Genomic DNA, 18,937 nt, shown 5'->3' on the forward strand with positions numbered 1-18,937 from the left:
GGCGAAACCACCGGGCCCCACGGGCGCGAAAGACAACCGGCCGCGAAAACGAACGGGCACGTCACACACCGGCCTCAGCGGCCGTTGAACGCGTCCTTCAGGCGGGAGAACAGCCCCTGCTGGCCGGGCTGGAACTGGCCCATCGGCCGCTCCTCACCCCGCAGCTTCGCCAGCTCCCGCAGCAGTCGCTCCTGCTCCGGGTCCAGCTTGCTCGGCGTCATGACCTCCACATGCACGATGAGGTCACCCCGCCCGCCACCGCGCAGATGGGTCACACCGCGCCCATGGAGGGGGATCGACTGTCCCGACTGGGTCCCCGGCCGGATGTCGACCTCCTCCATCCCGTCCAGGGTCTCCAGCGGCACCTTGGTGCCGAGCGCCCCGGCCGTCATGGGGATGGTCACGGTGCAGTGCAGATCGTCGCCGCGCCGCTGGAACACGGGGTGCGCGACCTCGTGGATCTCCACATAGAGGTCTCCGGCGGGCCCGCCACCGGGTCCGACCTCGCCCTCTCCGGCGAGCTGGATCCGGGTGCCGTTGTCGACGCCCGCGGGGATCTTGACGGTGAGGGTCCGGCGCGACCGTACCCGGCCGTCGCCCGCGCACTCGGGGCACGGCGTGGGGACCACGGTTCCGAAGCCCTGGCACTGCGGGCAGGGCCGCGAGGTCATGACCTGCCCCAGGAAGGAGCGGGTCACCTGGGAGACCTCGCCCCGGCCCCGGCACATGTCACAGGTCTGGGCGGAGGTCCCGGGCGCCGCGCCCTCGCCGCTGCACGTGGTGCAGACGACGGCGGTGTCGACCTGGATCTCCTTGGTGGTGCCGAACGCGGCCTCGCTCAGCTCGATGTCCAGACGGATCATCGCGTCCTGGCCGCGCCGGGTGCGCGAACGGGGGCCGCGCTGGGACGCCGTACCGAAGAAGGCGTCCATGATGTCCGAGAAGTTGCCGAAGCCCCCGGCGCCGAAGCCTCCGGCGCCCGCGCCCCCGGCCTGGGACAGGGGGTCGCCACCGAGGTCGTAGACCTGCTTCTTCTGCGGGTCCGACAACACCTCGTAGGCGGCGTTGATCTCCTTGAAGCGCTCCTGCGTCTTCGGATCGGGATTGACGTCCGGGTGCAGCTCTCTCGCGAGCCTCCGGAACGCCTTCTTGATCTCGTCCTGGGACGCGTCGCGGCGTACGCCGAGTACGGCGTAGTAGTCCGTGGCCACTTACGACTCCGCCAGGATCTGTCCGACGTAACGTGCCACTGCGCGTACCGCTCCCATCGTTCCGGGGTAGTCCATGCGGGTCGGTCCGACCACGCCGAGTTTGGCGACAGCCTCGTCGCCGGAACCGTAGCCAACGGAGACTACGGAGGTTGCGTTCAGTCCCTCATGGGCGTTCTCATGACCAATACGGACGGTCATACCCATACCGCCCGACTCCTTGGCCTCACCGAGGAGCTTCAGCAGCACCACATGCTCCTCCAGCGCCTCCAGCACCGGCCGGATGGTCAGCGGGAAGTCATGGCCGAAGCGGGTGAGATTGGCGGTGCCGCCGATCATCAGCCGTTCCTCGGTCTCCTCGACCAGAGTCTCCAGCAGGGTGGAGAGGACGGTGGAGACGGTGCCCCGGTCCTCCGGTTCGAAGGATTCGGGCAGGTCCTGCACCAGCTGGGGCACATCGGCGAACCGCCGCCCCACCACCCGGCTGTTGAGCCGGGCCCGCAGATCGGCGAGCGCGGCCTCACCGAACGGAGCCGGACAGTCCACCATCCGCTGCTCGACCCGTCCGGTGTCCGTGATCAGCACCAGCATCAGCCGCGCCGGCGCCAGCGAGAGCAGCTCGACATGGCGGACCGTGGACCGGGTGAGCGAGGGGTACTGCACGACGGCGACCTGCCGGGTGAGCTGCGCCAGCAGCCGCACCGTACGGCCGACGACATCGTCGAGGTCGACCGCGCCGTCGAGGAAGTTCTGGATCGCCCGCCGCTCGGGCGCCGACATCGGCTTGACCCCGGCGAGCTTGTCGACGAAGAGGCGGTACCCCTTGTCGGTGGGGATCCGCCCGGCGCTGGTGTGCGGCTGGGCGATGAAGCCCTCCTCCTCCAGCGCCGCCATGTCGTTGCGGACGGTGGCGGGTGAGACGCCGAGCTGGTGGCGCTCGGTGAGCGCCTTGGAGCCGACGGGCTCCTCCGTACCGACGTAGTCCTGGACGATGGCGCGCAGAACATCGAGTCTGCGTTGGCTGAGCATCGCGCGCACCTCCAGCGTGCCCCTCGGTGTCTGCTCCGTGACGCCTGGCACTCGCGGGGGCCGAGTGCCAGGATTTCTCCGTGCCAGTGTACGGCCGTGAGGTACGGGCCTAGCAAGGGTGACCGGCCACCCTACCCGCGACCTCGCTGGTCGACGCCGCTAGCGTCACCCCATGAACGTCAGTTGGGAAGACCACGGCGCGAGACCGTGGGAAGAACACGGCTGGGAGCGGCTGGCCGACGGCGTGGGGCGGCGCAGACTCCCCGGCTGGGACGCGACCTGCGGACTGATCGCCGGGACGGAGGGCGCCCTCCTCGTCGACACCGGGTCCACCCTGCGTGAGGGCGCCGAGCTGCGCGCCCAGGCGGAGGCCATCCTCGGTGGCCGGAGGGTGACGCACATCGCACTCACCCACCCCCATTTCGACCATGTCCTCGGCACCGCCGTCTTCGCGGGCGCCGAGGTGTTCGGCGCGGTCGGCGTCGACTCCCTGCTGACCCGCGAACGGGAGGCGCTGCGCGCCGACGCCGTACGGTACGGAGTCGGCGAGGCCGAGGCGGACGAGGCGGCCGAACTCCTGGTCGCCCCGCGCCATCTGGTCTCCGGCGAACGCGTCCTGGACCTCGGCGGCCGTCAGGTGCTGCTGGCGAACGTGGGCCCCGGCCATACCGCCCATGACCTCGCCGTGCTGGTCGCGGGCGGTCCCGAGGTGGTCTTCTGCGGCGATCTGGTGGAGGAGTCGGGCGAGCCCCAGGCGGGCCCGGACGCCCTCGGCGCCCGCTGGCCCGCCGCCCTGGACCGGCTGCTCTCCCTGGGCGGGGAGGACGCGCTGTACGTACCGGGGCACGGCGCCGTCGTCGACGCCGCCTTCGTACGACGGCAGCGGGACGCCTTGGCGGAACGCTTCGGCAGCGCCGGGTGAGGCAGGGCGAGGCGAGACAGCGCCGGGTAGCGCGGGGCGGGACAGGCCGGAACGACGTACGGCTCGGTAACGCACGACGGCGTGACGTACGAAGGCATCACGGCGTGACGCGCGGCGGCATCACGGCCGTACGGACGCGTCCGGCGGCCGACCCCGCCGGGCGGCGGCACAATGGCGCCCATGCGCAGCAGGTATGACAGCCCGGATCTGACCCCGCCGTGGAAGCGGACGGCCGCCGTCCCCGAGGTGGCGGCCGAGCCCGATCTCGTGGTGGAGGAGGTCGCCACCGGCTTCTGTGGCGCGGTGGTGGGGTGCGAGGCGGGCACCGTGACCCTGGAGGACCGTTTCGGCAAGCATCGGGTCTTCCCGCTGGAGCCACGGGGCTTCCTGCTCGACGGCGCGGTGGTGACCCTGGTCCGCCCGACCGGACCCACCCGGCCCGCACCCCCGGCCCGTACCGCCTCGGGCTCGATCGCCGTGCCCGGCGCACGGGCCCGGGTGGCGCGCGCGGGCCGGATCTATGTGGAGGGGCGCCACGACGCCGAGCTGGTCGAACGGGTCTGGGGCGACGATCTGCGGATCGAGGGCGTGGTGGTGGAGTACCTGGAGGGGGTGGACGATCTGCCCGCCGTCGTCGCGGCCTTCTCCCCCGGCCCGGACGCCCGGCTGGGGGTGCTGGTGGACCATCTGGTGCCGGGCTCGAAGGAGTACCGGATCGCCCAGGCGGTCACCGGCCCCGATGTGCTGGTGACGGGCCACCCGTTCGTGGACGTGTGGCAGGCGGTGAAGCCGTCCGCGCTGTCCATCGCGGCCTGGCCGAGGATCCCCCACGGCCAGGACTGGAAGACGGGCGTCTGCCGGGCCCTGGGCTGGCCCGAGCAGACGGGCGCCGCCTGGCAGCACATCCTCTCCCGGGTCCACTCGTACAAGGACCTGGAGCCGGAGCTGCTGGGCCGCGTCGAGGAGCTGATCGACTTCGTGACGGCCCCCTGACAGGAGGCGGGGCCGGACGGCGGGTCCCGCCAGGTTCCGTTGGGTCCCGCAAGGCCGCACTAGGCCCCGCCAGGTCCCGTTAGTCGACCAGATCCCGTACCACCGCGTCCGCCAGGAGCCGGCCCCGCAGGGTGAGGACGCCCCGGCCCTCCTCGTACGCGCCGTCCTCCAGGAGTCCGTCCGCGAGCGCCGTCCGGGCGGCGGTGAGTCCGGCCGGGCGCAGCAGCGAGAGCGGTACGCCCTCGCGCAGCCGCAGCTCCAGCAGGACGCGCTCGACGCGGCGGTCCTCGGCGGAGAGGACCTCGCGGCCCGCGCCCGGGGTACGGCCCTCGGCCAGGGCCGCCGCGTAGGCGCCGGGGTGCTTCACGTTCCACCAGCGCACTCCGCCGACATGGCTGTGGGCCCCGGGGCCCGCGCCCCACCAGTCGGCGCCGCGCCAGTACAGCTCGTTATGGCGGCAGCGGCCGGCCTCCGTACGGGACCAGTTCGACACCTCGTACCAGGAGTAACCGGCCTCGGCGAGCAGCTCGTCCGCGATCAGATAGCGGTCGGCGTGGACATCGTCGTCGGTCATGGGCACCTCGCCGCGCCGGATGCGCCGGGCCAGCTGGGTGCCCTCCTCGACGATCAGCGCGTAGGCGGAGATGTGATCGGGTCCGGCGCCGACGGCGGCGGTGAGGGAGGCGCGCCAGTCGTCGTCGCTCTCACCCGGGGTGCCGTAGATGAGATCGAGGTTCACATGCTCGAACCCGGCGGCGCGGGCCTCGGCGACACACGCCTCCGGACGGCCGGGGGTGTGGGTGCGGTCGAGGATCTTGAGCACATGGGGGCGGGCGCTCTGCATCCCGAAGGAGATCCGGTTGAAGCCCCCGGCCCGCAGCTCGGCCAGATACTCCGGGTTCACCGACTCGGGGTTGGCCTCGGTGGTGACCTCCGCGCCCGGCGCGAGGCCGAACTCCTCCCGTACCGCCGTCACCATCGCCACCAGGTCGGCGGCGGCCAGCAGGGTCGGGGTGCCCCCGCCGACGAAGATCGTCTGGACCGGGCGGGGGTCGTCGCCCAGCACCGTGCGGGCCAGGCGCACCTCCTCGGCGAGCGTCTGCGCGTAGTTGTCCCGCGAGGCCAGCACACCGCCGGAACCGCGCAGCTCACTGGCGGTGTAGGTGTTGAAGTCGCAGTAGCCGCAGCGGGTGGCGCAGTACGGCACGTGCAGATAGAACGCGAGCGGCCGCTGACCGGCCCCGTCGAGGGCGGACGCGGGGAGCGCCCCGCCCTCGGGCAGGGGTTCGCCGTCAGGGAGTACGGAAGGCATGCCCCCCATTCTCCGCCATGGCCGGGCGAAACCTTTCCGCCCGGCCTGGCCCGCGCGACGACAGGGGTGTCCGGACCGCCAGAGGACCGGGAGAGGACCGGGAGAGGACCGGCACGGCGGCGTCCGCACGGGTGGCCCCGGCGGTCCGCGCGGCTACGCCTCCCGTGACCCCGCGTACATCTCCTCGATCAGATGCGTGAACTGGCGCTCCACCGCCGGACGCTTCAGCTTGAGGCTGGGCGTCAGATCGCCGTGCTCCACATCGAGGTCCCGCGGCAGCAGCCGGAACTTCTTGATCGTCTGCCAGCGCTGGAGTCCCCCGTTGAGGCGGTCCACATAGCCCTGGACCAGCTCGCTCGTGGCGGGCGCGGCGAGCACCTCGGCGTAGGAGCGGCCCTCCAGGCCGTGCTCCTTGGCCCAGCCCAGGAGGGTGGGCTCGTCGAGCGCGATCAGCGCCGTGCAGAAGTTACGGTCGGCGCCGATGACCAGGATGTTGGAGACGAACGGGCAGATCGCCTTGAACTGGATCTCCACCTCCGTCGGGGCGATGTACTTGCCGCCGGAGGTCTTGATCAGGTCCTTCTTGCGGTCGGTGATCCGCAGATAGCCGTCGGGGGAGAGTTCGCCGATGTCACCGGTGTGGAGCCAGCCGTCGGACTCCAGCACCTCGGCGGTCTCCTTGGGGAGCCCGTGGTAGCCCGCCATGATTCCCGGGCCGCGCAGCAGGACCTCGCCGTCCTCCGCGATCCGCACCTCGGTTCCGGGCAGCGGCTTGCCGACCGTGCCGGTGCGGTAGGCCTCGCCCGGGTTGACGAACGAGGCGGCGCTGGACTCCGTCAGTCCATAGCCCTCCAGGATGTGGATCCCGGCGCCGGAGAAGAAGTAGCCGATCTCCGGTGAGAGCGCGGCGGAGCCGGAGACGGCGGCGCGCAGCCGGCCGCCGAAGGCGTCGCGCAGCTTGGCGTAGACAAGGGTGTCGGCGACCTTGTGCTTGGCCCGCAGCGCGAAGGGCGCGCTGGCCACGCCGGTACGGCGGAAGCTGTCCTGGCTGGCCTTGGCGTACTCACGCGCCACGTCGGCCGCCCAGCGGAAGATCTTGTACTTGGCCGGGCCGCCCGCGCGCGCCTTGGCCGCCACCCCGTTGTAGACCTTCTCGAAGATCCGCGGCACGGCGGCCATATAGGTGGGCTGTACCACCGGAAGGTTCTCGATGATCTTGTCGATCCGGCCGTCGACGGCGGTCACATGGCCCACCTCGATATGACCGGAGGTGAGGACCTTGCCGAAGACATGGGCCAGCGGCAGCCAGAGGTACTGGATGTCCTCCTTGCTCAGCAGCCCGGTCCCGGCGATGGCCTTGGCCATATACGACCAGTTGTCGTGCGCCAGCCGCACACCCTTGGGGCGGCCGGTGGTGCCGGAGGTGTAGATGAGGGTGGCGAGCTGATCCCGGGTGATCGCGCCGACGCGCTCCTTCACGGCCTCGGGATGGCTCTCCTGGTACTGCGCCCCGCGCTGCTCCAGCTCGGCGAGGGTGAGCACCCAGCCGTCGGGGTCCGCGGGGTCCTCGGTCACACCCTCCGCGTCGATGACGACGACATGCGCCAGCTCGGGCAGCTCGGCCCGGCGCTCACGCACCTTGGCGAGCTGGGAGGCGTCCTCCGCGATAAGGACCCGGCTGCCGGAGTCGGAGAGGATGTACGCCGACTCCTCCGCGTTGGTCGAGGGATAGACGGTGGTCGTGGCACCACCCGCGCACATGACGCCGAGGTCGGCCAGGATCCACTCGATCCGGGTGGCGGACAGGAGCGCGACCCGGTCCTCGGCGGCCACTCCGATGGCGATCAGCCCGGCCGCGATGGCATAGACCCGCTCGGCGGTCCCGGCCCAGCTCAGCGACTTCCAGTCGTCGGGGCCCTGCCCGGTGGCGGACGGAACCGGGTAGCGGAATGCCTCCGCGTCCGGCGTCGCCGCCACGCGCTCGCCGAACAGGGTCGCCACCGACGGCGGCCGGTTCTCGATCAGGGTCTTTGTGTCGCTCACGACGTCCTCCGGGCCTGCGGCAGCACTGCACGACTGGCTGGGTTTCTAACTGGCGAGTAACCATTGAGCCGCGATCAGAGTAAAGCGCCCCGCCCCACCACGTAAGGCCCCGCGACCCCCTGCTTCGCGTGAACGGACCGGCTCCCGCCGGTGATGTCCGCACACCGTCCCACCGGCGTCGGCGCGCTGTCCGGCCCGCCGGGCCCGCCCGTCGGCGGCCGCCACGGGCCCTTCCGCACGGCCCGTCCGGCGGTGAACACCCGCCGGACGCGGGGCCCTGTGACGGGTTCCGGCCGGCGGCCGGCCCGGCACCCCTGACGCGACAGGGGGTGGGGTTCGGCACCCTCCACGGTGGGTGTCCGGCCCGCCGTGGCGGGCCGAACACCGTGACCGCGACAGATGGGGGGCTACTTCTTCTTGCCCCCGCCGTCATCACTGGAGAGGACCGCGATGAAGGCGTCCTGCGGCACCTCCACACTGCCCACCATCTTCATCCGCTTCTTGCCTTCCTTCTGCTTCTCCAGCAGCTTCCGCTTACGCGAGATGTCACCGCCGTAACACTTCGCGAGCACGTCCTTGCGGATCGCGCGGATGGTCTCGCGGGCGATCACCCGGGAACCGATCGCCGCCTGCACCGGCACCTCGAACGCCTGCCGGGGGATCAGCTCCTTGAGCTTGGCGACCAGCCGCACCCCGTACGCGTAAGCCTGGTCGCGGTGGGTGATCGCCGAGAAGGCGTCCACCTTGTCGCCGTGGAGCAGGATGTCCACCTTGACCAGCTGGGCGCTCTGCTCACCGGTGGGCTCGTAGTCCAGCGAGGCATAGCCCCGGGTCTTGGACTTCAGCTGGTCGAAGAAGTCGAAGACGATCTCCGCGAGGGGGAGGGTGTAGCGGATCTCCACCCGGTCCTCGGAGAGGTAGTCCATGCCGAGCAGGGTGCCCCGGCGGGTCTGGCAGAGCTCCATGATCGAGCCGATGAACTCACTGGGGGCCAGGATCGTGGCCCGCACCACCGGCTCGTGGACCTCCTGGATCTTGCCCTCGGGGAACTCGCTCGGGTTGGTGACCGTGTGCTCCGTGTCGTCCTCCATGACGACGCGGTAGACCACGTTGGGCGCGGTCGCGATCAGGTCGAGACCGAACTCCCGCTCCAGCCGCTCACGGATCACATCGAGGTGCAGCAGCCCGAGGAAGCCCACCCGGAAACCGAAGCCGAGCGCGGCCGAGGTCTCCGGCTCGTAGACCAGCGCGGCATCGTTGAGCTGGAGCTTGTCCAGCGCGTCCCGCAGCTCGGGGTAGTCGGAGCCGTCCAGCGGATAGAGCCCGGAGAACACCATGGGCTTGGGGTCCTTGTACCCGCCGAGCGGCTCGGTGGCGCCCTTGATCTGCTGGGTGATGGTGTCGCCGACCTTGGACTGGCGGACGTCCTTCACACCCGTGATCAGATAGCCGACCTCGCCGACGCCCAGGCCGTCGGCCGGGAGCATCTCGGGCGAGTTGGTGCCGATCTCCAGCAGCTCATGGGTGGCACCGGTCGACATCATCCGGATCCGCTCGCGCTTGCCGAGCTTGCCGTCGACGACTCGTACGTAGGTGACCACGCCCCGGTACGAGTCATAGACCGAGTCGAAGATCATGGCCCGCGCGGGGGCGTCCGCGACACCGACGGGCGCGGGCACCTCGCGGACCACCCGGTCCAGCAGCGCCTCCACACCCATGCCGGTCTTGGCCGAGACCTTGAGGACGTCATCCGGCTCACACCCGACCAGGTTCGCCAGCTCCTCGGAGAACTTCTCCGGCTGCGCGGCGGGCAGGTCGATCTTGTTCAGCACCGGCACGATGGTGAGGTCGTTCTCCATCGCCAGATACAGGTTGGCGAGGGTCTGCGCCTCGATGCCCTGGGCGGCGTCCACCAGCAGGACCGTGCCCTCACAGGCGGCGAGGGAACGGGACACCTCATAGGTGAAGTCCACGTGACCCGGCGTGTCGATCATGTTCAGGATGTGAGTCCTGCCCTGGTCGGGCCCCTCGCTGGGGGCCCAGGGCAGACGGACCGCCTGGGACTTGATCGTGATGCCTCGCTCGCGCTCGATATCCATGCGGTCGAGGTACTGAGCGCGCATCTGCCGCTGCTCGACCACACCGGTCAGCTGGAGCATCCGGTCGGCGAGCGTCGACTTGCCGTGGTCGATGTGCGCGATGATGCAGAAATTGCGGATCAGCGCCGGGTCGGTACGGCTCGGCTCGGGCACGTTGGGAGGAGTCGCGGGCACGCAGGGTCCTGATTCTTGAGACGGCGGGCGTCTCGTCTCGGGCGATGGCGGATCGATACGTAGCCCCTATGGTCCCACGCGCACGGAACTGCGCTCGGTTTGGGCCACCCGGAAGGCTGCTGGTAGCCTGACTAGCTGTGTCTCATGTCCATGGCGTCCCGCCGTGGTGGTGGCCCTCGGTCTCGCACCGGAGCACCTGAGGCATACACCAAGATCAATCGAACCTGAGAAGGCTCTTTCGTGGCGAACATCAAGTCCCAGATCAAGCGGAACAAGACGAACGAGAAGGCGCGCCTGCGCAACAAGGCCGTCAAGTCCTCGCTCAAGACCGCGATCCGCAAGGCCCGCGAGGCCGTCGCGGCCGGCGACGTCGAGAAGGCCGGCGTGGCCGCTCGCGAGGCCGCCCGCAAGCTCGACAAGGCCGTCTCCAAGGGCGTCATCCACAAGAACGCCGCCGCCAACAAGAAGTCGGCGCTGGCTGCCAAGGTCTCCTCCCTCCAGGGCTGAGTTCCGTCGTGGTAACGCCCCGGGGGTGACCCCGGAGCCCCGGCACCCGGCCCCAGCGGCCGAGCGCCACACTGCTTGATCGCCGGCGGGGACCCGAGCGGGCCCTCTCTTCCGCTCCCCTTCCGGCCCCCTGACTCGCGCTTGAACAGCGTTCGCCACGCGAGCGCGAGCCACCCAGCACCACCTCAGAGGCCCTCGTTCCCTCCCCGCCCTTCCCCAGGCCGGGCCGGGGACGAGGGCCTCTGTCCTGTATGGAGGACACCACGGGCCCGGCCCGGCGTCGCATGAAACGGGCCCGGACCGACGCGTCACCGAGACGCGCGGTGGCACCCACGGCGCTCGCGGCCCGGACCAGCCCCACGCCGACTCCGGCCCCAGCACTCAGCGGACCACCCCGGGCCGGCGGCAGGCGCGGCCACCGTGACACGCCCTCCCTCATGGCACCGGACCCCGGCGACGGCCCCGCGCGCCCCGAGGCCGGAGTCCAGCCCCGCGCAGGGCGCCACGCACCCCGGAACGGGCCACCCCGCCGCCCAAGCACCGAGGCGAACCCGCCTCAGCTCCCATCCCGGGGCCCGCCACACTCCCCCGGCCACCCCGCACCGGACCGCCACGCCCGGCGGTGACCCGCTCCGCACGACTCGTCCCGGGCTCAACCGGCCAGACCGGCAGGGCCGGGTCCGGCCCCGTACAGACCCGCGCCCCTACGGCCACACGCACGGCCCTCGGCGGCGATACACATGCGCCAAGGGAAGCGCGTTCAGCGTTCAGCGTTCAGCGTTCAGCGTTCAGCGTTCAGCGTTCAGCGTTCAGCGTTCAGCGTTCAGCGTTCAGCGTTCAGCGTTCAGCGTCGAGAACGCGCGGCCCTCGCGATGGTCACGACCGCCTTCTCCAGGGCATACTCCGGGTCGTCCCCGCCACCCTTCACCCCGGCGTCGGCCTCCGCGACGGCCCGCAGCGCCACCGCCACCCCGTCCGGGGTCCAGCCACGCATCTGCTGCCGCACCCGGTCGATCTTCCACGGCGGCATCCCGAGCTCCCGAGCCAGGTCGGCGGGCCGCCCTCCCCGTGCGGAGGAGAGCTTCCCGATCGCCCGGACGCCCTGGGCGAGCGCGCTGGTGATCAGCACGGGGGCCACTCCGGTCGCGAGCGACCACCGCAGCGCCTCCAGCGCCTCGGCCGCCCGCCCCTCCACCGCCCGGTCGGCGATGGTGAAGCTGGAGGCCTCCGCCCGCCCGGTGTAGTAGCGCCCGACGACGGCCTCGTCGATCGTGCCCTCCACATCGGCGGTGAGCTGGGAGACCGCGCTGGCGAGCTCGCGCAGATCGCTTCCGATGGCGTCCACGAGCGCCTGGCACGCCTCCGGCGTCGCCGAGCGCCCCAGCGCCCGGAACTCGGAGCGGACAAACGTCAGCCGCTCCGCCGGTTTGGTCGTCTTCGGACAGGCGACCTCCCGCGCCCCGGCCTTGCGGGCCGCGTCCAGCAGCCCCTTGCCCTTGGCCCCACCGGGGTGCGCCAACACCAGGGTGACCTCCTCGACGGGGGCGCCGAGATACGTCTTGATCTCCTTGATGGTGTCGGCGGACAGGTCCTGCGCGTTCCGCACGATGATGACCTTGCGCTCCGCGAAGAGCGAGGGGCTGGTCAACTCGGCCAGCGTGCCGGGCTGCAACTGGTCGGCGGTGAGATCGCGGACGTCTGTGTCGGCGTCGGCGGCGCGCGCCGCCCGCACCACCTCACGCACGGCGCGGTCAAGGAGGAGATCCTCCTGGCCCACCGCGAGCGTGATGGGGGCGAGCGGGTCGTCGGTCGTGTTCTTCCTGGTGGCCATCGCCGTCCAGCATCCCATGGGCCACTGACACTCCGCGGCGTGCCGGAGAATGGGCGGGTGAGCGATGAACGACATGTCCTGGTACTCCCCGACCGTGACGCCGCCGAGGAGGTGTCACGGGAACTGGCGGACCGCTTCGGGGTGACCGACGAGCCCCAGCTGGTCCGTGACGCGCTGGCGGGCGAGGACGACGCTGAGGACGCCCAGTGGCTGGTCGTCGTCGAGGACCCCGCCTCCCGGCTGGATCCGATGGCCCTGGACGATTTCGCGTCTGAGTACGACGGCTGGCTCGAACAGCCCCACTGACCCCCCGCCTTCCAGCGGAACCTCCAGCTCCACCGCCCGGAGGACATCGGGGCCCGGCTGTCCGGGCGTCCACCGCTCCCCGGTACGGGACACCACGCCGCTGCCGGGCACCGGCCCGCCCCTCCCATCCGGGCACGGCCGCGGCCCCCACCATGGCCGCCCGTCCCGAAACGCCCTCCGGCCGCGCCGCCCCGACGCTGCGGCGATGGGCGCCCTGCCACGCCCCGCCCTCCCTCCCGTGCCAGGGCCGTCCGCCGGGCACCCCACGCGGATCGCCACCCCCCGGTGGCGCCTTTCCCTCCTCCCCGCCCAGAGCGCCGGTGGGCGGGGCCGCGCCCGGGGCCGCTGCGTCCCGTGCTCATCGGCCCGGACGGTGAACGCCCCGGGTCCGAACCGGCGCCTTCGCCCAGCGTTCCCCAGAGGAACCGAGCGCCGCTATCTCCCCTCCGCTCCGCGCGGGACACCGCCGCCCACGCCGGGCCGGGGGCCGGACGGCCTCCGGCGGACAGCAGAGCCCGCAGCGGTCCCCGGCGTGGCACGGCCCGAAGCTCCCGTTCGGCGCCCACCACGGCGACCGGCCCGTCCTCGTCGGTGCGCAACACCCTCGCCCCCGTGGCTCGCAGCGCGCCGATGGTCCGGGGCGAGGGGTGGCCGTAGCCGTTGTCCCGGCCGACGGAGATCAGCGCGAGCCTCGGCCGCACCGCCCTCATCAGTGCCGGGTGCTGGTGTGCCGATCCATGGTGGGCCACCTTGACGACATCGATCCGGGGCAGCGCGGGATATGTCCGCAGCAGCACCCGCTGGGCGGGGGGTTCGAGGTCTCCGAGCAGCAGCAGGCTCGGCCCGTCCGCGACCCGCGCCAGCAGGGTGACGCTGGCGTCGTTCGGCCCCTCCGCCACCGGACCCCTGCCCGCCGGGGCTGGCCCCGGCCACAGCACCCGCCAGACCAGCCGCCCGACCCGCCGCTGTTCCCCTTGTACGGCCACGACCAGGGGGATACGCGCGGTCGTGGTCACTCGTCGCACCCAGGCGCTCTGCCGGCGTGGCTCCTCGAACGCCGTCGTCTGCACCGCGCCGACCTTCCTTCCCCTCAACACCCCTGGCAGACCGCGGACATGGTCGGCGTGGAAGTGCGTCAAGACCACCAGAGGCACCTCGCGCACCCCCAGCTCCCGCAGGCAGCGATCGACCGGTTCTGGCTCGGGCCCCGCGTCCACCACCACCGCAGCGCCGTCACCCGCCGACAGCACGGACGCGTCTCCTTGGCCCACATCGCACTGGGCGAAGGCCCACCCCTCCGGCGGCCACCCGGTGAGGACCCGGGCCAATGGGGCCGGACGGAGCACGGCCAGCACCAGCAGCACCGCGCAGACCAGGCCCACCCACCGGTGGCGGACCAGCCCCCGGGCGAGCGCGAGCACGAGCATGACCAAGCCGACGACAACGACGGCGAGCGACAGCCCGCCCCGCCAGCCGTCCGGCCACTCCACGCGCGCTCCCGGCAGCGCCGCACCGGCTCGGGCCACGGTCGCGATCCAGCCCGTCGGCCAGCCCGCGAACCACGCCAGCACCTCGGCGAGCCCCAGGGAGAGCGGCGCCAGGGCCAGCGCGGCGAACCCGAGCACGGTGGCGGGGGCGATGGCCAGTTCGGCGACCAGGTTGCACGGGATGGCCACCAGGCTCACCCCGGCCGTGAAGACCACGACCACCGGGGCGCAGACGGCTTGCGCGGCCCCGGCCACCGCCAGCGCCTCCGCGAGCCTGGGAGCCACGCCTCGGCGGCGCAGGGCCAGGGACCACCCGGGAGCGATGACGAGCAGTGCCCCCGTGGCCAGCACGGAGAGCAGGAAGCCATAGTTCCGCGCCAGCCAGGGGTCGTACAGCACAAGGAGCAGCACGGCCGCGGCAAGCGCGGGCACCAGGGATCTGCGGCGGCCGGTCCCGATGGCGAGCAGAGTGATCGCGCCGCAGGCGGCGGCCCTGAGCACACTGGGCTCCGGCCGACACACGATGACGAAGGCGAGCGTCAGCGCTCCTCCCAGCAGCGCGGTACCGCGCAGGCTGATGCCCAGCCGGGCCGCCAGTCCTCTGCGCTCGGCGGACAGGGCGACGCCCGGCGGACCGATCAGCAGCACGAGTACCACGGAGAGATTGCTCCCGGAGACGGCGAGTACATGGGAGAGGTCGGTGGCCTCAAAAGCGTCGCGGAGTTCCGGGGTCACCCGGGAGGTGTCCCCGACCACCAGCCCCGGCAGCAGCGCCCGCGCGTCGGAGGCCAGCCCGTCCGACGCCTCCCGCAGCCCGGCCCTGAGCCGGCCCGCGACCCGCTGAGGCAGCGTGGGCGCACCCACGACCCGGGGCGCGCTCCCACCGTCCGCCCGGAGCACGCCGGCGAACCGGTCCCCACGCCCCATCGGCGGCACGAGCCCCCCGGACACCACCAGCCGGGTCGACGGCAGCAGCCGCCGCCATCCCGCCTCGCCGTGAGGAGACCCCGCGGACCGTACGACCACGAGGACCGGTGCCCGGGTGCGGGTCGCGCCGCGCCCCGGCACGACAACCTTCGTCACCTGCGCGTTCAGTACCAAGGAGCGTCCTGCGGGGGTGCCACCGCTGGTGTTCCGGGGGTGGCTGACCCGAGGGTCGGACGTGACGGTCAGATCGACCGTGGCGCGCGCGTGGCGCTCCGCCAGCTCCGGGATGGGGCCCGCGCGCACCTCGGCGCCGTGCAGTCCGGCCGAGGCGGCACCCGCGGCGGCTCCGAGCAGGGCCGCCGCGACGGCCGCCGCGGGTAGCCGCCTTCGCCGCCGTACAGCTCCGTACACGAGGCATCCGCCCATCGCCAGCAGACAGACCGTCACAGCGGTGGCCGTCCTTCCGGCTTCCCAGCCCAGGCTGAGGGCGGCCGCGCCCCATGTGGCGAGGGCCGGGACCACCAGTCGCAGATCGAGCGGCCCCTCCGACGGCGCGCGGGCCACGGCTCCCGACGGCCGGACGACGACACCCCCACCCCCGTCGTTCATGGCCGGACCAGCTCACTGAGGTCGGCGAACCGGCGCTCGCCGATCCCGTCGACCTCGCGCAGTTCGTCAAGGGAGCGGAAGCCACCGTGCCGGTCCCGGTAGTCCAGGATGTGACGGGCCAGCACGGGACCGACACCCGGCAGGGTGTCGAGCTGTTCCAGCGTGGCCGTGTTGAGGCTGAGCGGAGCGGTGCCCGGCCGCTGGACACCGGAACCCGGGGTGGGCGAGGGACCCGCAGGAGCGATGTCCTGCTGCGGGGGCGTCCCCACGACCACATGCTCACCGTCCATCAGCACCCGCGCCCGGTTGAGGCCGGTCACATCGGTCTTGGGCAGGACTCCTCCGGCGGCGCCAAGGGCGTCCGTGACCCGGGAGCCCGAGGGCAGCCGGAACACTCCCGGCCGCCGCACCTCGCCGCTGACGTCCACGACGATCCGCGCTCCCGGCCGCCCTCCGGGCGGCGCGGCGGACGAGGGCGAGGCGAGCTCCAGCGCTCCCGGCCCCACCAGTTCCGGTGCGCGCACCCCCTGGGGCCGCCCGACCCAGAATTGCTGCACGGCGAACGTCACCCCGGCCACGAGGACGACCGCGAGCGCGGCGAGAGCCCGGGGCCTCAGCCCGCAGCGCGTCTGCACCCACAGGGGCAGCCGCTCTCGTACGCCACCCACGGCGGACCGCCAGCCCTCTCGCCCCACCGCCCTCGCGCCAGGGGCGCTCGACGGACCGGGCACATCGCGCGCACCGGAACCGCCGGACCTCCTGCCCTCTGATCCGGGCCGGGTGGGAACCACCCCCGTGCCGTCCGCGAAGAGCGCGTGCGCCCGTCTGCGGGCGGCCGTCACCGACACGGTGGACGGCACCCGCCCGCCACCCGCCCGGGAGACCCGGCCCGGTGGCGCGGGTCCTCTGCCCTGGGCGGGCCGGAGCGCTGCCCGGCGCCGATACCGGACGCGGCTGTCCGAGGCCGGGGCCCGGCCGGGACCGCTGGTTGCTGAGCGTGATCGAAGAGCCATGGACAGGACGGTAGGCAGATCCGTCCGAACCTGCTGAGCGGGATCATTTTCCGTGGATATCCACTCTGTTGTGGATAACTGAGTCACCCACAGATTCCTCACAGCCAACGCCGAAATCATGGGCCCCGCTGTTCACGGTCACGGCAGCAAGACGGCCCCGGGCCAGCGTTGCGGCACCCACAGCCTTAACAGATCAGCCAGATCAGCCGGGAAGGCCGGAACGGCCACCACACCAGCCCAACACCGGCCCGTCCGACCACACACCACCCGCACGACAACCGCCCGGCGCCCAAGTACCCCGGGCACCCCGGGGCCATATCGGTCCGCCGGAGCTCTCCCCTCATACGGGACTCGGCCCAGGCCAACACTCCGCGGCCCGCCCGCCGGACGCCGGTACCGTCAGCGCGGTGAGATCACGGCTCCCAGCAGCCCCGGCCCGGTATGCGCGCCGATCACCGCTCCGACCTCGCTGACATGGAGATCGACCAGGCCAGGCACGCGCTCCCACAGGCGTTCGGCGAGTGCGGCGGCCCGCTCCGGTGCGGCGAGATGGTGAACGGCCACGTCCACCCGGCTTGTCCCCGCGCGCTCCACGGCGATCTCCTCCAGCCGGGCGATGGCCCGGGAGGCGGTGCGCACCTTCTCCAGCGGCTCGATCCGCCCGCCGTCCAGCCGCAGCAGCGGCTTCACAGCCAGCGCCGACCCGAGCAGGGCCTGGGCGGCCCCGATCCGGCCGCCACGGCGGAGGAAGTCCAGGGTGTCGACGTAGAAATAGGCCGTGGTTCCGGCGGCGCGCTTCTCCGCCGCCGCGACGGACTCGTCCAGCGTGCCGCCCACCCCGGCCGTCTCCGCGGCGGCGAGCGCGCAGAAGCCGAGTGCCATCGCGATCATGCCGGTGTCCACGACCCGCACCGGCACGGGGGCGTCCTTGGCGGCGACGACGGCCGCGTCATAGGTGCCGGATAGCTCTGAGGACAGATGGAGGGAGACGATTCCGCTGGCTCCGGCCTCGGCGGCCCGCTGATAGACCGCGGCGAAGGTCTCCGGGCTCGGACGAGAGGTGGTCACCGGCCGCCGTTTCTGAAGCGCGGCGGCGAGTGAGCGGGCCGAGATCTCCGTGCCCTCCTCCAGCGCCTGATCGCCGAGGACGACGGTGAGCGGCACCGCGACGATCCCGTGACGCTCCATCGCGGGCTGCGGCACCGAGGCCGTGGAATCGGTGACGATCGCGACATGGGGGGACATGAGCGGGAGGTTACCGGTCACGGTGACACGACGGGAGCCGGGGCCCGAAGACCAGGGCGACCGCTGGCTCGCCCCGGCCCCGCACAACCCTGTGCGCGCGCCGAACCTCCCAGCGTATGCCCCACTCCGACGATGGCCGGCCTTCCTCTCCTCTGCCAGGACAAGGGCCACGACGAGGAAGGTGCGGCGCGACGACGGCTCGGTCGAGCGCGGAGAAAGCGTCCATAGGAGGACCCTGCCCGGAGGAGGACCCATGATGAGTGCGGCACCCAGGATGCGTGCACCCCGCGCCGTGGCCGATCGCCCCGCCCGGGATCGGCTCCGGATAACGCGCCCCGACAACGGGGAGCGACGAACCGTGTTCAGCGGGGATACCTGGTCGCCCGAGCGACCACGTTCCTCCTCAGTTGGTGGTCTCCGGCCGGGCCGTCTTCTGCCAGGAGTACGGTGTCTGCTGCGCTGGGTCACGCGCTGTGATCGCTCGGGGATCCTCCTGCCGCTGCCCGGCGTTCTCCGGCTCCCCCGTCGCCGACCGCTCCGGCTTCGGCTTCGCCGGCGCTTGCGGCTCGGGCCAGGCCTGCGCCGGTGGCACGGCCCCGGCGTCGGCCGAACCCTCCGGCGCGTCCCAGTGCCGCAGCGCCCCGGCCTCCATGTCGATCTGCGACGTGAGCGTCTCCAGGTCATCGTCGGCGAACCGCTGGGCCCGGTCGCGGGCCGCCCAGCGCAGGGACTCCGCCGAGTGGGTGATCCGCTCCAGGCGTTCCCGCAGCTCCGGCAGGTGCTCCGCCACCCGCTCGCGTCCCGGGTCCCGCTCCAGCCGCTTGAGCTCGTCGTCCAGCTCATGGCCATGGGCACTGAGCCGCTCGAAGAGGGTCAGGGACTCCTTCAGGGAGGCGTCCTCCGCCACCCCGGCCTGCAGCGCGTCCTGGGTGGCGCGCATCGAGGTGCGCAGCGCGAGCCGCATCTGGGCCAGCTCCCCCGCGACACCGCCCTGGCCATAGCTCTTAGCCCGCAGGGTGGTGTCCTCCACGGTCCGACGAGCCTGGCTGACCGTGCGCTCCACACCGCGCTTGGCCGCGCGTACCCCCTTGATCGTGGCCATAGCCCCTAGGACCACAAAGGCCACAAAGAGCAGCGCCAGTATCAGAATCGCGGCCTCCATGGGCGCCCCTCCGCATCGGTTGTGTTCTTCCACGGTAAACGGACAGGGCAGATCGGGGGTTCCGCAGGAA

The 18,937-nt window shown here is 72.2% G+C and carries 13 protein-coding genes and 1 pseudogene; 4 read left to right on the forward strand and 10 right to left on the reverse strand.

The annotated features are described in order from the left end of the window. Window positions 1-74 precede the first annotated feature (74 nt). Entirely contained in the window at window positions 75-1,211 is a 1,137-nt protein-coding gene (gene dnaJ / locus ACFVIM_RS20370; protein WP_384303124.1) for a molecular chaperone DnaJ, read from the reverse strand. Beyond that, a complete protein-coding gene (gene hrcA / locus ACFVIM_RS20375; RefSeq protein ID WP_384303126.1) occupies window positions 1,212-2,237 on the reverse strand; it encodes a heat-inducible transcriptional repressor HrcA in 1,026 nt (341 codons plus the stop codon). It abuts the gene before it with no gap. Window positions 2,238-2,409: 172 nt separating this feature from the next. Here hrcA and ACFVIM_RS20380 point away from each other — a divergent pair, with 172 nt between their 5' ends. Then, window positions 2,410-3,159: an MBL fold metallo-hydrolase gene (locus ACFVIM_RS20380; RefSeq protein WP_384303128.1), complete on the forward strand. Its 750-nt coding sequence runs from the start codon at window positions 2,410-2,412 to the stop codon at window positions 3,157-3,159. Window positions 3,160-3,339: 180 nt separating this feature from the next. Next, a complete protein-coding gene (locus ACFVIM_RS20385; protein WP_384303130.1) occupies window positions 3,340-4,152 on the forward strand; it encodes a DUF3097 domain-containing protein in 813 nt (270 codons plus the stop codon). Window positions 4,153-4,231: 79 nt separating this feature from the next. Here the strand turns inward: ACFVIM_RS20385 and hemW are convergent, their stop codons facing one another. From hemW to lepA, 3 genes are all read right to left on the reverse strand, one after another. After that, window positions 4,232-5,464 (reverse strand): radical SAM family heme chaperone HemW, encoded by a 1,233-nt coding sequence (hemW, locus tag ACFVIM_RS20390; protein ID WP_384303132.1) that lies wholly within the window; start codon window positions 5,462-5,464, stop codon window positions 4,232-4,234. 153 nt (window positions 5,465-5,617) lie between these two features. Continuing rightward, window positions 5,618-7,507, reverse strand: a complete 1,890-nt coding sequence (locus ACFVIM_RS20395) for an AMP-dependent synthetase/ligase (protein WP_384303134.1) — start codon at window positions 7,505-7,507, stop codon at window positions 5,618-5,620. 407 nt (window positions 7,508-7,914) lie between these two features. Further along, complete coding sequence (gene lepA / locus ACFVIM_RS20400; protein ID WP_384303136.1) at window positions 7,915-9,780, reverse strand: translation elongation factor 4; 1,866 nt, start codon at window positions 9,778-9,780, stop codon at window positions 7,915-7,917. Between the two features lie 240 nt (window positions 9,781-10,020). On the opposite strand from lepA, the gene rpsT reads away from it, so the two are divergent. Continuing rightward, window positions 10,021-10,287 carry a 30S ribosomal protein S20 gene (rpsT, locus tag ACFVIM_RS20405; RefSeq protein WP_384303138.1) on the forward strand — a complete coding sequence of 89 codons (267 nt, stop codon included), beginning with the start codon at window positions 10,021-10,023 and terminating at the stop codon, window positions 10,285-10,287. A gap of 844 nt (window positions 10,288-11,131) precedes the next feature. Here rpsT and holA read toward each other — a convergent pair. After that, window positions 11,132-12,118: a DNA polymerase III subunit delta gene (holA, locus tag ACFVIM_RS20410; protein WP_384303140.1), complete on the reverse strand. Its 987-nt coding sequence runs from the start codon at window positions 12,116-12,118 to the stop codon at window positions 11,132-11,134. Window positions 12,119-12,175: 57 nt separating this feature from the next. On the opposite strand from holA, the gene ACFVIM_RS20415 reads away from it, so the two are divergent. After that, window positions 12,176-12,424 carry a hypothetical protein gene (locus ACFVIM_RS20415; RefSeq protein WP_384303142.1) on the forward strand — a complete coding sequence of 83 codons (249 nt, stop codon included), beginning with the start codon at window positions 12,176-12,178 and terminating at the stop codon, window positions 12,422-12,424. A gap of 530 nt (window positions 12,425-12,954) precedes the next feature. Here the strand turns inward: ACFVIM_RS20415 and ACFVIM_RS20420 are convergent. From ACFVIM_RS20420 to ACFVIM_RS20435, 4 genes and pseudogenes are all read right to left on the reverse strand, one after another. Further along, window positions 12,955-15,447 (reverse strand): annotated as a pseudogene (locus ACFVIM_RS20420) (ComEC/Rec2 family competence protein); the annotation flags it as partial. After that, window positions 15,444-16,115, reverse strand: coding sequence for a helix-hairpin-helix domain-containing protein (locus ACFVIM_RS20425; protein WP_384303144.1), 672 nt, complete (start codon window positions 16,113-16,115; stop codon window positions 15,444-15,446). The pseudogene ACFVIM_RS20420 and the gene ACFVIM_RS20425, both read right to left, overlap by 4 nt. A 744-nt stretch (window positions 16,116-16,859) precedes the next feature. After that, window positions 16,860-17,705: a DegV family protein gene (locus ACFVIM_RS20430; RefSeq protein ID WP_384303146.1), complete on the reverse strand. Its 846-nt coding sequence runs from the start codon at window positions 17,703-17,705 to the stop codon at window positions 16,860-16,862. A 403-nt stretch (window positions 17,706-18,108) separates the two neighbouring features. Next, window positions 18,109-18,867, reverse strand: a complete 759-nt coding sequence (locus ACFVIM_RS20435; protein WP_384303148.1) for a hypothetical protein — start codon at window positions 18,865-18,867, stop codon at window positions 18,109-18,111. Window positions 18,868-18,937 lie beyond the last annotated feature (70 nt).

The sequence above is a fragment of the Streptomyces sp. NPDC057638 genome, from assembly GCF_042800315.1.
In the GTDB taxonomy this organism is placed as follows: Bacteria; Actinomycetota; Actinomycetes; order Streptomycetales; family Streptomycetaceae; genus Streptomyces.

Coding starts and splice junctions, on each gene's coding strand:
- hrcA (WP_384303126.1), bottom strand. CDS start 2,237: ATGCTCAGCCAACGCAGACTCGATGTTCTGCGCGCCATCGTCCAGGAC.
- ACFVIM_RS20380 (WP_384303128.1), top strand. CDS start 2,410: ATGAACGTCAGTTGGGAAGACCACGGCGCGAGACCGTGGGAAGAACAC.
- ACFVIM_RS20385 (WP_384303130.1), top strand. CDS start 3,340: ATGCGCAGCAGGTATGACAGCCCGGATCTGACCCCGCCGTGGAAGCGG.
- hemW (WP_384303132.1), bottom strand. CDS start 5,464: ATGCCTTCCGTACTCCCTGACGGCGAACCCCTGCCCGAGGGCGGGGCG.
- holA (WP_384303140.1), bottom strand. CDS start 12,118: ATGGCCACCAGGAAGAACACGACCGACGACCCGCTCGCCCCCATCACG.
- ACFVIM_RS20430 (WP_384303146.1), bottom strand. CDS start 17,705: ATGTCCCCCCATGTCGCGATCGTCACCGATTCCACGGCCTCGGTGCCG.
- ACFVIM_RS20435 (WP_384303148.1), bottom strand. CDS start 18,867: ATGGAGGCCGCGATTCTGATACTGGCGCTGCTCTTTGTGGCCTTTGTG.